The sequence below is a fragment of the Aquabacterium sp. genome (assembly GCF_036279675.1).
Classification (GTDB): domain Bacteria; phylum Pseudomonadota; class Gammaproteobacteria; order Burkholderiales; family Burkholderiaceae_C; genus Aquabacterium.
The window spans coordinates 70,044-84,893 of the sequence record NZ_DASUIS010000154.1 but is presented as its reverse complement, the minus strand read 5'-3'; the positions used below and the strand labels follow the sequence as shown (position 1 = coordinate 84,893).

Below are 14,850 nucleotides of genomic sequence, written 5' to 3'. Positions count from 1 at the left end.
GTGTCCCTGATGGAGGCCCATCGCATCACGACCTTGCTGGTGGTGGACGGGCAGGGCGTGCTCGTGGGCGCCGTCAATACCAATGATCTGATGCGTGCGAAGGTGATCTGATGCGAGCCCTGGTTTCAACCATGAACTTCTCGGTGGCCCTGCGCCATCACGCCATGGGCATCCGCGCCGCGATCTTTGATGTGGACGGCGTGTTGACCGATGGCACGCTCTATATCAGCGAAGCCGGCGAGACGCTCAAGGCCTTCCATGCGCTGGATGGCCATGGCCTGAAGTTGCTGGCCCAGGGGGGCATCACGCCCATCGTGATCACCGGCCGCGACTCGCCAGCCGTGCGTCGGCGTCTGAAAGACCTGGGCGTGACGCAAGCCGTCTTCGGCTCGCATGACAAGCTCGCTGCGGCAGAGCCCATCCGCGCGTCTCTGGGCCTGCGCTGGGACCAGATCGCGGTGATGGGTGATGACTGGCCTGATCTGCCCTTGCTGGCGCGAGCCGGTCTGGCGGTGGCGCCCGCCAATGCGCACGCCGAGGTGAAGGCCATTGCCCACCACGTGAGCGCCCTGCGTGGAGGTGAAGGGGCTGCTCGTGAATGCTGTGATCTGCTGCTGTGGGCCACGGGCAAGTACGAAGGCTTGCTGCATGGGCACCTGCAAACGCTCGACACCACAGCCGATGGAGCTCGTTCATGAACCAGCGTTGGTGGCTGTGGCTGGAGCGTGCACAGGCCACGGTGCCGCTGCTCGCGGTGGCCGGCCTGGCAGGCTTCACCTGGTGGCTGGTGCAGTCCTCACCGAAGGATGGGGGCGGTGCGCGCCCTGCGCTGGCATCGTCATCGCCAGATTTCGTGCTGGACAAGGCCCGCGTGGCCCGGTTCAACGCGCAAGGCCGTATCGAGGCCGTGCTGGATGGCGAGCGCATGCGCCATTACCCCGACACCGATCGCCTGCAGATTGATCAACTGGTCCTGTCCGCGCGTGATGACAAGGGCGAAGGGCTCAAGGCCACCTCCCGTCTGGGCGAGGCTGATCACAAGGCCGAGGTCGTGACCCTCAGTGGCGGTGCGCGCGTGACAGCCCTGCCTGTGGCCGATCAAGCAGCCAGCCCCCGCAATCGCCCGGTGCACTTTGTGGGCGAGGTCTTGCGCATCGACACGCGTTCTCGCGTGGTGTCGTCAAGCGAGCCGGTGCTGTTGCAGCAGCAAGGCAGCGAGGTGCGCGCCCAGAACCTGCGCTATGACGATCACACCGGCATCACCGACCTGGGTGGCCGTGTGCACGGGCATTACGACGCACCATGAGTGGTGACACGCCCCGGTTGATCTTCATCACAGGTGCCTCCAGCGGCATCGGGCAGGCCCTGGCGGCTCGGTATGTACAGGCCGGCTGGCGTGTGGCCCTGGTGGCGCGCCGTGTGGCCGACATGCGCCAGTGGGCCCTTGCGCAAGGCTGGCCGGCCAGTCAATGGGCCGTCTACGAGGCCGATGTGCGTGACGAAGCCGCCATCGCGTCAGCCGCGCAAGCCTGCATTCAGACTCAGGGCCTGCCGGATGTGGTGGTCGCCAACGCGGGCATCAGCATCGGCGTGGACCTCAGCCTGGCCGAGGATCTGACCGTGTTGCGCGATCTGATGGACACCAATGTCATTGGCCTGGCGGCCACCTTTCAGCCCTTCATCTCGGCGATGAAGCTGCGCGGACACGGCACGCTCGTTGGTGTGGCCAGTGTGGCCGCGATCCGCGGCATGCCTGGCCACGCGGGCTATTGCGCGGCCAAGGCGGCGGTGGTGCAGATGTGCGAGACCTTGCGCGGCGAGCTGCGTGCACATGGCGTGCGTGTGGTGACGCTGGCGCCGGGCTACATCGACACGCCTTTGACACGTCCCAACCAGTACCCCATGCCTTTTCTGATGAAGGCAGAGACCTTTGCGGATCAGGCGTTCGAGGCCATCGGTCGGGGCGTGCGCTGGCGCGTCATCCCCTGGCAGATGGGCCTGGTGACCGTGCTGCTGCGGTGGATGCCGCGCTGGCTGTTCGATGCCATCGCGGGCTCACAACAACATCGCAAGAAGCAACGCCGTCAATGACGAGCGGTGGGCGGACGGTCAGTCGTGGCCGTGCCCGTGACCATGGCCTCGGCCACGTCCGTGACCGCGATCGTCGTCTCGGCGGTCGTCCCGGTCATGGTCACGACGATCCCAGTCGCGGCGATCATCGCGGTCGCGATAACCGTCGTCACGCACGAAGTACACAGGTTGACCGCAGGCGCGGTATTGGCCGCAATAGCGCGCCCAGTTCCTGGAGTGGCCGGGTGGCACGCGCATGTAGATCGGGCGCTGGTGCACCGCAACCGGGGCCTGCTGGATGATGACGGGTTGTGGATAGATCAGGGTGGGTTGCTGATCGCCGATATCGACACGACCGTAAAAGCCTGGCTGGGCCACACTGACGCTCACACCGACATTGGTGGAGCCCGCCCAGGCACTCTGGCTGGTGACGGTTGCCAGACCGATGAGGCACAAGGCGCGGCGGAGGGGGGAGTAAGACGATGACATGGGAGAGGTCCTGCTAGTTGGCGCGCAGATGTGCACGTCAAGCATTACATTGTGCCGCCCCAGTCCGGTGCAAGGTATCCACATGTGTCTGAGGGATGGACATGAAAAAAGGCGACGCCATGTGGCATCGCCTTCCTTGGTACTTCGGGATTTGTCAGGCCCGAGGGGTTCAGGCCTGCTTGTCCGATCAGTAGCCGCCGCCGTAGCCGCCGCCGTCGCCACCACGGCCACCGCCGTAGCCGCCACCGCCTTCACGACGGCCACCGCCGCCGTAGCCACCGCCGCCGCCTTCACGACGACCGCCGCCGTAGCCACCACCGCCGCCTTCACGACGGCCGCCGCCGAAGCCGCCACCGCCGTTGCCGCCGCCATTGCCACCACCGTAGGGGCTGCGGAAGCCAGCAGGACGCTCTTCACGTGGGCGAGCCTCGTTCACGACCACGGCGCGACCAGCCACTGGCTGACCATTCAGGCCGTTGATCGCAGCTTGCGCTTCAGCATCGGAGCCCATTTCGACGAAGCCGAAGCCCTTGGAGCGGCCGGTTTCGCGGTCCATCATGACCTTGGCGGAGCTCACGGCTCCATATTGCGAGAAAGCATCCTGCAGATCCTGATCGCGCACGCTGTAGGCGAGATTGCCCACGTAAAGTTTGTTGCCCACGAGAGAGCCCCTTTCAAAGTAACCATGTGGAGCTTCAACCCATCAGGACCCATTCCAACGACGGTGCCGCTTCCAGACACAGACCAGAACATTATGGGTGATGCAGCCACATTCATCCAGCTATTTCAACCCTTATTTATATAACCCTGTCAACCATCCGCATGCGGTGTTGCACTCTTTCCTCAAATTTCCCTAGGGGCTAGCCCCTATGATCAGCGGACATTGCGCGCAACATGACACCCCGGTGTCGACCTGTATTCAACATGGCGGATCCCCTCAATTTCCCTCCATCCGATCGTTTCGATCCGGCTCCACGTCGTCGTTTTGACTGGTGGCAGGCCCTGGTCAGGGTGCTGTCCAGCATCGAGGCGGTGCGGGATGGCCGGGCCATGTACGTGTTGCTGGCGGCTTTTTCCGGCGCCGGGCTGGCTTTGGCGACCGCCCAGGCCTCTTTCGGGCGTGGCGAGATGAACTGGGCGATCGGGCAGGGTGCCGCTGCCTTGTTCATTGCTTTTTATGGGTCGACGGCGGCCGGCTTGTTGTCGATGGACCGGGCCCTGGGGCGCCCCAGCCGGGACGTGGTGCAGGCCATCGAAGATGCGTTGGGCATCGGGCACCGGGTGTTGGTCGCGTTGCTGGCGATGGGCGTGCTGGGTGCGGGCATTGTCGCGGGCCTGCTCGGGCTTTACTGGTTGAGCGGTTTGCCCAAGGTCGGCCCCTGGATCTTCGTGCTGGTCGTGCCGGTCACGGTGCTGGTGATCGGGCTGGCCTTGATGGCTGCGGCCGTGGTGGTGGCGCCTCTGACAGGCCCGACCGTGTGGGCCGGTGCCTCATCGACAGAAAGCGTGCGCCTGCTGCTGCGCCTCATCCGCGAGCGTCTGCTTCAGGCTGCCGTGTTGATGGGCGGCTTGAGCCTGGCCACCGGGCTGGTCGGCGCGGCATGCAGCGTATTCGTGATGGTGGGTGGTCGCGTCATGGCCGAAGCCTCCATCTTCATGCTGGGTGTGGATGTCAATCCGCAGTTGCTGATGGCCGGTTTGTTCGGCTATGGCCTGCACAGCATCAACGCCACAGGCATTCCCAAGGAGGCCCTTCCCTATATTTCATCGGCCACGGTCGGTGGCGGCGTGGTGTTTGCGCTGGCCCTGGTCATGCCGACCCTGGTTTACCTGCGCGGCGTGTGCGAGGTCTATCTGGCCTTGATGGCGGCTGACAAGACAGAGTGAGCCGCGGGTCTTGTGGCGTTTCCGTTCAGAAGTGCGACAGGTAGCCCCCATCTACCGCCAGCGTCTGGCCGGTCACATAGCTGGCAGCGTGGCTGGCCAGGAAGACGGCCGCCCCAGCGATTTCGTCGGGGCGCCCCCAGCGGCCCAGTGAGGTGCGCCGGGACAGCCAGTCGGCCACGTCCTGGTTGTTGACCATCTCGGCATTGGCCTCGGTGGCGAAATAACCTGGTGCGACAGCATTGACGGTGATGCCGCGCGGCCCCAGTTCGGCGGCGAGGGCGCGCGTCGCGGCGTCCAGCCCGCCTTTGGCCACGGTGTAGGCCACGTCGCCGGCGCGCGAGATGGGCCCCGCAATCGAGGTGATGTTGATGATGCGGGCTCGACCCGCCGCCGTGGCACCGGTTGCCTGCATGCATTGCGCTGCCTCTCTGGCCAGCGCCAGGGGGGCCACGAGGTTGATGTCGAGCAGGCGGCGGATGTCGTCAAGCGCGAAGTCGTCGAGTGCCCGGCGGTCGCGCTGCCCGACGTTGTTGACCAGGATGTCGAGCTGTCCGGCCTGCTGCAGCAGGTCTGCCAGTGCCGTTGCGCGGGCCTGATCGTTGGCCACGTCAAAGGGGAGGGCACGGGCTGCCGAGGAGGCTGCCTCGCTCGACGCACCTGCGGCGCTGACCGCGGCGCCAATGCGCTCGGCGGCATCCTGCAGGGCCGTGGCATCGCGGCCGTTGAGCCAGACCTGGGCGCCAGCCAGCGCCAGCGCCTGGGCGATTTCGAAACCCAGGCCACGTGTGGCGCCGGTGACCAGGGCGACCCGGCCATCCAGTCTGAAAGGGTGAGTGCGCATGCTCATGTCATGATTGTGCCCCTCATGAAGAAGCGCACGTCCTCCACCTCGGTTTCTCCTTCTGCTGCTGGCCTGGTGGACGCCTGTCCCTGTGGTCGGCCCGCCACCTATGCCGACTGCTGTGGCCGCTATCACGCAGGGCCCCTGGCTTTGCAGGCGCCGGATCCCGAAGCCTTGATGCGCTCACGATACAGCGCGTTTGTGAAGGATGTAAGGGCTTACTTGCTGGAGACCTGGCATCCGTCCGAGCGGCCCGCCAGCATCGAGCCGCCCGAGGCGGGGCTCAGCTGGTTGGGCTTGGACGTGAAGCGCGCGCAGATGCTGGGTGAAGACCGCGGCACCGTCGAGTTCGTGGCCCGCAGCAAACTGGGCGGGCGGGCTTACCGTCTGCATGAAATCAGCGAGTTCGTGCGCGAGGGTGGCCGCTGGTTTTACCTGAGGGCGCAGGTTTGACCTGACGCAATCGCGCCGCACACAGTGGCGCGTGGGGCCCCCTCATGCAAGGGGTTGAACGAGGCGCGAAAGGGCTTCCCCGGGCGACAAAACGCGGGTGAGGCCCTATTGTTGAACCCATCGTCAATGCATGTAACGAAGTACATCATGTTGCCCGGACTCGAAAAGCTCAACCCCATCCAGATCATGATGGGGCTCATGGGTGTCTCTGCTGTTGTGGTCACCGCCCTGGAGGGCCTGGCCATCAGCAAACGCACGGACCGCGAACCCTACGACTGGCGGGCGTTCTGGACGACCGTGCGCATCAACCTCCTGCGCGTGCTGGTGGAGGCCATCCCGATGGGCGCGGTGATGGGTGTCGCCCTGCCTTTCGGCCAGTGGATGTACGAGCACCGTTTCTGGACGGTGCCCATGGACACCTGGTGGGGCTGGGTGGCCATGTTCTTCTGCACCGAGTTCTTCTATTACTGGCTGCACCGCGCTGGCCACCGCATCCGCTGGTACTGGGCGTCACACGCCATTCACCACACCGGCAACCAGTACAACCTGGCGGCGGCCTTCCGCCAGTCGATCACGGGCAAGATCTCGGGCGGCTTCGTGTTCTTTGCGCCGCAGTGCCTGTTCGGCTTTTCGCCTGACGCAGTGCTGATGTCCTACGGTGTTAACCTGGTCTACCAGTTCTGGATCCACACGGATCTGATCGGCAAGATCCCCTACATCGAAGGCATCTTCAACACGCCGTCGGCGCACCGCGTGCACCACGCCGCCAACGTCGAGTACCTGGATTGCAACTACGGCGGCACGATCCTCCTGTTTGATCGCCTGTTCGGCACCTATGTGCCCGAGAAGGATGGCGTGCCGATTCGCTACGGCCTGGTCAAGACCATGACCACCTACAGCGCGCTCAAGACCTGCCTGTTCGAGTGGGGCAACATCTTCAAGGATGTGGGCCGTGCACTGAAGGGGGGCCATCCGCTGCATGCGCTGGGCTATATGTTCGGCCCACCTGGCTGGGCCCCGAATGGCCAGGGCCTGACCACGGATCAGCTTCGCGCGCAGATGAAGCGCCTGACGGGCTCGGCCACGGGCGCACCGCCGGTGGAGTTGCTGGACAACTGGGCGGGTGTGCCCCCATTGGACCAGCCGGACGTCAACGAGTCGCCTGTTCCAGTTCGCTGATCCAGCGCATCGCCTGTTCGCGGCTGTCGCCGCACATCTCATGGCTGGGCTGGAGCGAGCCGCACACGGCGGGGCGCTCCGGTTTACCGAACAGCCGGCAGCGCAAGGCCTCATCCAGATGCGGGCAGGGCATGCCGGCCGGTTTGCCGTGAGGCAGTCCGGGCATCGGTGAGGAGATGGAGGGGGCGGTGCAGCAGGCAGCGCAACCGGGTCTGCAGTTCATGAGGCTCCCGAATCAGGGAGCTCGATTGTCTCGCATGAAGGCGCACATCCGGGTGTACCTTGCACGCTGACCCCGAGTGGCACGGGCTGCGGTCCGTGCTGTCGTACCGGGAAGGAGAAGCCCTGTTTTAGTTTTTGGGTGACGACAGCGAACTGTTGAAGTTTAAGAAAGCGCGTGCCGGGGCGCCATCCCTAACATCAAAAAATCAGGGCTGAAACGGGCGTTTGGCGGTATCAATTCGCGCCGATGGCTGAGTCAGGGTGGGTGAATCTCACGGGTTTTCCGCAGGTTGGCTGCTCGTGAGCCTGGCATGCCCCTTCATGCGGGCGTTTCTCACATGGTGAGCCGGCCCATATCACGACAGGGATCAGGCCTTTCAGTACAATGGAAGGTTGCCCAAAAATGAGGCAATTCCCCGAATACCAGCCCATGCAGCCAGCCCATGCTATATCCCCAAGAATTTGATGTCATCGTGGTCGGTGGTGGCCATGCTGGAACCGAGGCCGCGCTGGCGGCTGCCCGTATGGGCTGCGCCACCTTGCTGCTGAGTCACAACATCGAGACGTTGGGGCAGATGAGCTGCAACCCGTCGATCGGTGGCATCGGCAAGGGCCATCTGGTCAAGGAAGTGGATGCCCTGGGTGGGGCCATGGCCGCCGCCACCGACGAAGGCGGCATCCAGTTCCGCATCCTCAATTCGAGCAAGGGCCCGGCCGTGCGCGCCACCCGCGCGCAGGCCGACCGCATCCTGTACAAGGCCGCCATCCGCAAGCGTCTGGAAAACCAGCCCAATCTGTGGCTGTTCCAGCAAGCGGTGGACGACCTGATGGTGGAGGGTGATCGCGTGGTGGGGGCCGTGACCCAGGTGGGGATCCGGTTCCGCGCTCGCACCGTGGTGTTGACCGCCGGCACCTTTCTGGACGGCAAGATCCACGTGGGCCTGAACAATTACAGCGCAGGCCGGGCGGGGGATCCGCCGGCCGTGTCGCTGTCGGCGCGGCTGAAGGAATTGAAGCTGCCGCAAGGTCGCCTCAAGACCGGCACGCCACCACGCATCGATGGCCGCAGCATCGACTTCAGCAAGCTCAGCGAGCAACCCGGTGACGGGGTGGGCCTGGTCGGCAGTTGGGGAGAGTCTGCCCCGACCGGCCCCGAGGTGCCGGTGTTCAGCTTCCTGGGTACGCCCGATCAGCACCCGCGCCAGCTGCCTTGCTGGATCACGCACACCAACCAGCAGACGCACGACATCATCCGCTCGGGCTTCGACCGCAGCCCGATGTTCACGGGCGTGATCGAAGGGGTGGGGCCACGTTACTGCCCGTCCATCGAAGACAAGATCAACCGCTTCGCCGACAAGGACTCGCACCAGATCTTCCTGGAGCCGGAAGGCCTGACGACCAATGAGTTCTACCCCAATGGCATCAGCACCTCGCTGCCATTCGACATCCAGCTCAATGCGCTGCGCACCATGCCCGGCCTGGAGAGCGCCTACATCTTGCGGCCAGGCTACGCCATCGAGTACGACTACTTTGATCCGCGCGAGCTGAAGTCCACCTTCGAGACCAAGGCCATCCAGGGCTTGTTCTTCGCCGGGCAGATCAATGGCACCACTGGTTATGAAGAGGCGGCGGCGCAAGGCTTGTTCGCCGGCTTGAATGCCGCCTTGCAGGCTCAGGGCCGAGAAGCCTGGACGCCACGGCGTGACCAGGCCTATCTGGGTGTGTTGGTGGACGACCTGATCACCAAGGGTGTGACCGAGCCTTACCGCATGTTCACCAGCCGGGCGGAGTTCCGCTTGCAACTGCGTGAAGACAATGCTGACATGCGCCTGACAGAAATCGGCCGTGAACTGGGCCTGGTGGACGATGTGCGCTGGGCTGCTTTCAATCGCAAGCGCGATGCTGTTTCACGTGAAACAGAGCGACTGCGTTCGACCTGGGTTCGCCCGGCCACGCTGCCCGCTGCGGATGCCGAGCGCCTGTTGGGCAAGGCACTGGAGCGGGAGTACAACCTGGCTGACCTGTTGCGCCGCCCGGGTGTGGACTACGACAAGGTGTGTGAGGCGGGCGTGATCGCAGCCGAGCGGCAGGCCAGCCTGCGTGCCGAGGCCGGCAAGACTGCATCGACCGAGGGTGGTGTTTCACGTGAAACAGGCGCCGCTGTCGACAGGGTGGGGGTGCGTGCCGATCTGGGTGTGGCCCTGGCCGAAGCTGTGATCGAGCAGGTCGAGATCAGCATCAAGTACGCCGGCTACATCGACAAGCAGAATGACGAGGTCGAGCGTGCGGCGCACTTCGAGAACCTCAAGCTGCCGGCCGAACTGGATTACATGCAGGTGTCGGCCTTGAGCATCGAGGCGCGCCAGAAGTTGAGCAAACACAGGCCAGAGACCTTGGGGCAGGCATCCCGCATTTCGGGCATCACGCCAGCAGCCATTTCGTTGCTGCTGATCCACCTGAAAAAAGGGCGCTTCAAGGGCTTCGCGGCCAACGACAATGCCGGGTCTGATGCCGCCGCTTGAGCGGTGAGTTGGGGCCGCGGCCTCGTGCGGCAGCTCGCCCTCCCGGTTTGTGAGGGCGACATCAAGATGAATGCAAGGTGCTGACGCCAGACCTCTCGTGGACGGCGCAGACAGATTTTCTGGAGTGGGGATGTCTTCTCAACACAAGCGGGGTTCGCAGCGAGGTGGTGTGTCCACCGGTGCGATGGGCGCCAAGGCGGCTTTCGGTGGCGGCCAGACCGCTGCGCACAGGCCCAAGCCAGCGCCTGCCAGGCGGGCGGAGGCCTGGACTACCGAGCAGTGGGCCTCTGCCTTGCCGCCTGTTCTAGGTAGCCTGAACCTCGCTCTGAGCGCCGAGCAGCAGCAAAAACTGGCGGCCTACATGGTCTTGCTGTCGCACTGGAACAGCACCTTCAACCTCACGGCGCTGCGTGATCCGCAAGACATGCTGACCCATCACCTGACAGATTGCCTGACGGTGCTGGCGCCGCTGGGGCGCCATCTGGATCTGGTGCGGGCGGGCAGGGCGGCCGAGGCGGGAGCCATCCGTTTGCTGGATGTGGGCAGTGGCGGTGGTTTGCCCGGTGTGGTGTTGGCCATCTGTTGCCCGGACGTGCTGGTGACCTGTGTGGACACAGTGGGCAAGAAAGCGGCCTTCATCAAGCAGGTGGCGGCCGAATTGCGGCTGCCCAATCTGCGTGGTGAGCATGCGCGTGTGGAGCAACTCAAGGGCGCATTTGACCTGATCACCTCCCGCGCCTTTGCTTCGCTGCTGGACTTTGTCTCTCTGACTCGGGCCATCCTGGCTGATGGGGCAGTGTGGATGGCCATGAAGGGCAAGCACCCTGAGGATGAGTTGGCGCAGTTGCCAGCCGATGTGGAGGTGTTTCACGTGGAACAACTGCAGGTGCCTGGGTTGGATGCGGAACGCTGCTTGGTCTGGATGCGGCCCAAGGGCTGAGGTCTTCACGTCTCTTTTGGACGCGTGCGCGATGGTGAGGTGAGATGGTCATGCTTGCAGAGGGCGGTGCAACGGGGCGACGTCGGTGAGCGCCTGCTCCGCTCCTGACGCGGGGCGATACCGATCGCGGCCACGGCGTCCGCCTGAACACGCGCCTGCCCATGCTGCGAACCAGGACGCCGCGAATGGTCGCTTCTCAGCCGCTCACCGCCGCCACCCTGCGACACAGCGTGGTGCGCATGGGCTCACCAAGACCGAGCGTATGGCTGTTTGTCGTGCCGCCGCCCAATGCGTCCGGGACCTGATGAATTGGGTGGGCGGATGAAGCGACCATTCGCGGTGTCCTGTGCGTGACCAGCCTGGCTGGTGTTGAAGGGGTGATCCTGGCAGTACGCGGTGGTGCCCCGCGTCAGGAGCGGAATCCGACCACCCGGTTCATCAGGTCTTGCTCGGTCTCCGCATATATCCGGGCGGTAAAAATGCCCACGCAGACGCCCCTAGCCAAGGCGTCCAAACCACATCCGTGCTGCGGTGCATCAATCTTTCTCGCCATGTGGGGGATCCCCCGTCAACCACATGAGATGCTCAGGTGTTGTACATGGATTCGATACCGGGCAAGACAGGAGACTGACACATGAACACTCGCGTTTGGACAAAGATGGCGTTGGCCTCGGCCCTGTTGGTGGGGGGCGTGGTTGCACAGGCCCAGACGTCGAGTGGCAGTGTGGGCACTGCAGGGCAGGGTGGTGTGGGGCAACAGACGCGACCTGCGCCGGTTACCGGCAAGGTGGGCAATGACCCCGCTGCCGTTGCTTTGCGCCCCGCCGCACAAGCTCCAGCCCCCGTCACCTCCAAGGCCACCCAGGTCGCGCCGCCTGCCAACCCCAACGAGCCCCTGTTCTCGTCTGCTGCCGAAACCCCTGCGCGTGCTGTAGCGGCCACGTCTCCATCCGCACCCAAGCCCGCGGCAGACTCGGCCAAACGGCGCTTGCCCCACACCGACCGCACGGAGGGTGTGAAGAAGCCAGGCAAGACGAGCCCTCAGCCGCACGACAAAAAGGTGAGCGGCAAGCCGCGCCAAACCGCCAAGGGGGCAAGCAAGGAAACGGGGAAGGATGAAAGCGCCAAAGGCAGCAAGGATGCGCACAAGGGCAAGAAGAAGTCAGACAAGCAGGCAGGCACCGCATCAACGGTGAAGGGTGCCCACGCGGCCAGAACTGAATCCGGCAAGAAGACCGCAGCCTTGCCTGGCAGCCATCCGGCAGGCCATCAGAAGAAGCCCGCCAAGCCTCATGACAAGAAGGCTGGCAGCAAGGTTGCGGTGGCCCATAAGGCGACCGCCGGCAAGCATGCATCCGTCAAAGCCGACAGCAAGGCCGCCAGAAAGATGGCCCAGCAAACGTCGCCAAAGGGCGCCTCGAAGAAGGCCCATCAAGCCAAAGCAGAGCAAGCCGCCAGCCACAAAACTGCACACAGCCAGCAGGCCGTCGTGGCCAGGTCGGCGGCAGCCAAGGCATCTGCCCCGGCAGCCAGGAAGCCGGCCAAGGCCGCCCGCACCCACAAGGCCGCAGCCTGATCAAGAGGGCCGCGCCGAGGTTTCACGTGAATCAGCGTTGAGCAGCGGCACCCCACAGCAGCCTGCGCGCGACATGAATCCACGTGCATTGCTTGCCAGGCCTCGGCAGCAACACCGACTACAGAGATAATCAAGGCATGCCGCACATCTTCTGTATCGCGAACCAAAAGGGCGGGGTGGGCAAGACCACCACCACAGTCAACCTGGCAGCGGGCCTGGCCCTGATCGGCCAGCGCGTGCTGATCGTGGACCTGGACCCGCAAGGCAACGCCACCATGGGTTCGGGTGTGGACAAGCGCACCCTGACGCAAACTGTGTATGACGTGCTGCTGGAAGATGCCACCATCGCCGAAGCCCGTGCGCGCAGCCCCAAGGGCGGCTACGACGTCCTGGGCGCCAACCGCGAGCTGGCCGGTGCCGAAATCGAGCTGGTGACGCTGGAGCGCCGCGATCGCCGCCTGAAAACCGCGATCGAAGCCGCTGCGGCTGATTACGACTTCGTGCTGATCGACTGCCCGCCCTCGCTGAGCCTGCTCACGCTCAATGGCCTGACCTGTGCCCACGGCGTGATCGTGCCCATGCAGTGCGAGTACTTCGCACTCGAAGGCCTCACCGACCTGGTCAACACGGTCAAGCAAGTGCATGCCAATCTGAATGCGGAGCTGCAACTCATCGGCCTGTTGCGCGTCATGTTCGACCCACGCATCACGTTGCAACAGCAGGTGAGCGAACAGCTCAAATCGCACTTCGGCGACAAGGTGTTCGATGCCGTGATCCCGCGCAATGTGCGTCTGGCCGAGGCGCCCAGCTACGGTGTGCCGGGCGTGGTGTTCGATCCGTCCAGCAAGGGTGCTCAGGCCTTCGTGGCCTTTGCCGAAGAGCTGGTCAAGCGCGTGGCGCCCAACATCAAGATCAGCAAGGCCAAGAAGAAGGGTGCGGCCGCTGCCTCACCTTCAGCTGCCTGAGAGGTGCTCTTCCAGGCAGCGCAGCAAGGCCATCACATCCAGCGGTTTGGTCAGATAGGCCTTGAAGCCATGGGCGCGTGCCGCATGGATGCGGTCGGGCATGGCATCGGCTGACAAGGCCACGCGGGGGATCTCTCGCGTGCGCTCTTCCGCATCCAGCGCCTGTGCCAGATCCAGTCCGGTCATGTCACCGAGGTGCATGTCGATCAGCATCAGATCGGGATGGCTGCGGCGCGCCACATCCAGCGCCCGGGTGCCGTTCATGGCCACCAGCAGGCGCCAGTGCGGTCGCAGCTTGATCACCTGGTGGACCAGCGCCACATTGACCTCGTTGTCCTCCGCATACAGGATGGTGGCAGGGCGGGCGAACAGGTCGCCATCCGACAAAGGGATCTGGTCCGTGGGTTCGGGCTCGTGGTCAGCTGCCGGCAGCTGGATGCGCACGCAGGTGCCTTCGCCTTCCCGGCTGTGGATCTCGATGCGGCCGGCCATCAGCGAGACCAGCTTGTGCACGATCACCAGACCGATGCCCGTGCCTTCAATGCCGCTTTGCTCTACGCCCAGCCGGTTGAAGGGCTGAAACAGCTGCGCGCATTGATCGGGGTTCATGCCGATGCCGGTGTCCTGTACCTCGATCAGCACCTCGCTGCCCATGCGTCTCGCACTCAGTTGCACCAGGCCATGGGCGCGGTTGTACTTGATGGCGTTGCTCAACAGATTGACCAGCACCTGACGCAGGCGCACGCGATCAGCCATCGCATAGACGTGGCAACCCACGCCCTGCGTGTCGATGCGGATCTGGCTGTGGCGGGCTTGCGCGGCCACCATGTTGATGGCGTCGTCGGCGATCAGGTCGATGTCCTGCGCGGCAATGGACAAGGGCAGGTCGCCGGCTTCGATGCGAGACAGGTCCAGCACATCGCCCAGCATGGACAGCAGGTGCTGTCCGGCCTTTTCGATGAGGTTGACACGGCGGCGGTGCTCGTCGCCGAACACGCTGCTGCGGTCCATCTGCAGCAGTTGCGCAAAGCCGATGATGGCGTTGAGTGGGGTGCGCAGTTCATGGCTCATGCGTGAGAGGAACTCGCTCTTGGCATGGTTGGCGCGCTCGGCTGTCTGGGCCGTGATCACCGCTTCGTCATACAGCTTCTGCTCGGTCACGTCCTGCGTGTAGCCATACCAGGCGGTGCTGCCATCGGGGCCTTCCTTGGCAGCAATGGCCTGCCCAGCCATCCAGCGCAAGCCTTTTTTGGGCAGGATGGTGCGGTACTCGAAGTGCTGCAACTGGCCTTCTTCATCCGCGACCTCGCGGCTGAGCTTCATCACCAAAGGCAGGTCATCGGGGTGGACGCGTTCGTAGTGTGCCGACCAGTTCAAGCCCGTGGCTTCAGCGTCCAGCTCATACAGTTCAGCCGCGCGTTCGCTGATGTAGTGCAACTGGGCTTCGCCGCCGGGCGGCACCACGACCTTGAACAGGACGCCCGGGATGTGCTGGCTGAGGCCTTTGAGCAGGCCCTCCCGGGCGCGCAGACGCTTTTCAAGCTGGGCGTGGCGCACCTTGAGTGCGTCCAGCTCGGCCTGCACACGGGCGAGCTCTGAGTGCAGATGTGCCTCAGCAGCGCAAGGGGCTGGCGACTCGGCCGGGTGATCGTCCATGGTCTTCGATATCGGTGTGTGCGCAGGTGACTTGATGTGATGGATACCGC

15 protein-coding genes and 1 pseudogene are annotated in these 14,850 nt (G+C 64.3%); 11 read left to right on the top strand and 5 right to left on the bottom strand.

The window, feature by feature from the left end; translation table 11 throughout:
- The 4 genes and pseudogenes from VFW93_RS18370 to VFW93_RS18355 form a co-directional block, all read left to right on the top strand.
- A pseudogene (locus VFW93_RS18370) lies at positions 1 to 111 on the top strand (KpsF/GutQ family sugar-phosphate isomerase); the annotation flags it as partial.
- The gene (locus VFW93_RS18365; protein WP_329695399.1) at positions 111 to 698 is read left to right on the top strand and encodes a KdsC family phosphatase; all 588 of its coding nucleotides are present in this window, start codon (positions 111 to 113) and stop codon (positions 696 to 698) included. The pseudogene VFW93_RS18370 and the gene VFW93_RS18365, both read left to right, overlap by 1 nt.
- Entirely contained in the window at positions 695 to 1,306 is a 612-nt protein-coding gene (gene lptC, locus VFW93_RS18360) for an LPS export ABC transporter periplasmic protein LptC (protein WP_329695398.1), read from the top strand. Before VFW93_RS18365 ends, lptC begins: the two co-directional genes overlap by 4 nt.
- Complete coding sequence (locus VFW93_RS18355) at positions 1,303 to 2,091, top strand: SDR family oxidoreductase (protein ID WP_329695397.1); 789 nt, start codon at positions 1,303 to 1,305, stop codon at positions 2,089 to 2,091. The genes lptC and VFW93_RS18355 overlap by 4 nt, the downstream gene beginning before the upstream one ends.
- A gap of 18 nt (positions 2,092 to 2,109) precedes the next feature.
- Here VFW93_RS18355 and VFW93_RS18350 read toward each other — a convergent pair whose 3' ends face one another.
- Both VFW93_RS18350 and VFW93_RS18345 read right to left on the bottom strand, forming a co-directional pair.
- Complete coding sequence (locus VFW93_RS18350) at positions 2,110 to 2,559, bottom strand: hypothetical protein (RefSeq protein ID WP_329695396.1); 450 nt, start codon at positions 2,557 to 2,559, stop codon at positions 2,110 to 2,112.
- A gap of 187 nt (positions 2,560 to 2,746) precedes the next feature.
- Positions 2,747 to 3,220 carry an RNA-binding protein gene (locus VFW93_RS18345; protein WP_329695395.1) on the bottom strand — a complete coding sequence of 158 codons (474 nt, stop codon included), beginning with the start codon at positions 3,218 to 3,220 and terminating at the stop codon, positions 2,747 to 2,749.
- Positions 3,221 to 3,483: 263 nt separating this feature from the next.
- Between VFW93_RS18345 and VFW93_RS18340 the strand changes: the two genes are divergently transcribed.
- Positions 3,484 to 4,446 carry a hypothetical protein gene (locus VFW93_RS18340; RefSeq protein WP_329695394.1) on the top strand — a complete coding sequence of 321 codons (963 nt, stop codon included), beginning with the start codon at positions 3,484 to 3,486 and terminating at the stop codon, positions 4,444 to 4,446.
- Positions 4,447 to 4,471: 25 nt separating this feature from the next.
- Here the strand turns inward: VFW93_RS18340 and VFW93_RS18335 are convergent, their stop codons facing one another.
- A complete protein-coding gene (locus VFW93_RS18335) occupies positions 4,472 to 5,287 on the bottom strand; it encodes an SDR family oxidoreductase (protein WP_329695393.1) in 816 nt (271 codons plus the stop codon).
- 24 nt (positions 5,288 to 5,311) lie between these two features.
- On the opposite strand from VFW93_RS18335, the gene VFW93_RS18330 reads away from it, so the two are divergent.
- Positions 5,312 to 5,740 (top strand): YchJ family protein, encoded by a 429-nt coding sequence (locus tag VFW93_RS18330; RefSeq protein ID WP_329695392.1) that lies wholly within the window; start codon positions 5,312 to 5,314, stop codon positions 5,738 to 5,740.
- A gap of 147 nt (positions 5,741 to 5,887) precedes the next feature.
- Positions 5,888 to 6,919, top strand: a complete 1,032-nt coding sequence (locus VFW93_RS18325; protein WP_329695391.1) for a sterol desaturase family protein — start codon at positions 5,888 to 5,890, stop codon at positions 6,917 to 6,919.
- Here VFW93_RS18325 and VFW93_RS18320 read toward each other — a convergent pair.
- Positions 6,891 to 7,142 carry a YkgJ family cysteine cluster protein gene (locus tag VFW93_RS18320; protein WP_329695390.1) on the bottom strand — a complete coding sequence of 84 codons (252 nt, stop codon included), beginning with the start codon at positions 7,140 to 7,142 and terminating at the stop codon, positions 6,891 to 6,893. The two genes, VFW93_RS18325 and VFW93_RS18320, sit on opposite strands and share 29 nt — an antisense overlap.
- 442 nt (positions 7,143 to 7,584) lie before the next feature.
- Between VFW93_RS18320 and mnmG the strand changes: the two genes are divergently transcribed.
- The 4 genes from mnmG to VFW93_RS18300 all read left to right on the top strand — a co-directional run bounded on the left by mnmG (position 7,585) and on the right by VFW93_RS18300 (position 13,144).
- Positions 7,585 to 9,663 (top strand): tRNA uridine-5-carboxymethylaminomethyl(34) synthesis enzyme MnmG, encoded by a 2,079-nt coding sequence (gene mnmG / locus VFW93_RS18315; RefSeq protein WP_329695389.1) that lies wholly within the window; start codon positions 7,585 to 7,587, stop codon positions 9,661 to 9,663.
- A gap of 130 nt (positions 9,664 to 9,793) precedes the next feature.
- Positions 9,794 to 10,603 carry a 16S rRNA (guanine(527)-N(7))-methyltransferase RsmG gene (gene rsmG, locus VFW93_RS18310; RefSeq protein WP_329695388.1) on the top strand — a complete coding sequence of 270 codons (810 nt, stop codon included), beginning with the start codon at positions 9,794 to 9,796 and terminating at the stop codon, positions 10,601 to 10,603.
- A gap of 634 nt (positions 10,604 to 11,237) precedes the next feature.
- On the top strand, positions 11,238 to 12,179 hold the full coding sequence (locus VFW93_RS18305; RefSeq protein WP_329695387.1) for a hypothetical protein: 942 nt from the start codon (positions 11,238 to 11,240) through the stop codon (positions 12,177 to 12,179).
- A 137-nt stretch (positions 12,180 to 12,316) separates the two neighbouring features.
- Positions 12,317 to 13,144: a ParA family protein gene (locus tag VFW93_RS18300; protein ID WP_329695386.1), complete on the top strand. Its 828-nt coding sequence runs from the start codon at positions 12,317 to 12,319 to the stop codon at positions 13,142 to 13,144.
- On the opposite strand, the gene VFW93_RS18295 is transcribed toward VFW93_RS18300, so the two are convergent.
- On the bottom strand, positions 13,133 to 14,800 hold the full coding sequence (locus VFW93_RS18295) for an ATP-binding protein (RefSeq protein WP_329695385.1): 1,668 nt from the start codon (positions 14,798 to 14,800) through the stop codon (positions 13,133 to 13,135). The genes VFW93_RS18300 and VFW93_RS18295 overlap by 12 nt on opposite strands.
- Between the last annotated feature and the right edge of the window lie 50 nt (positions 14,801 to 14,850).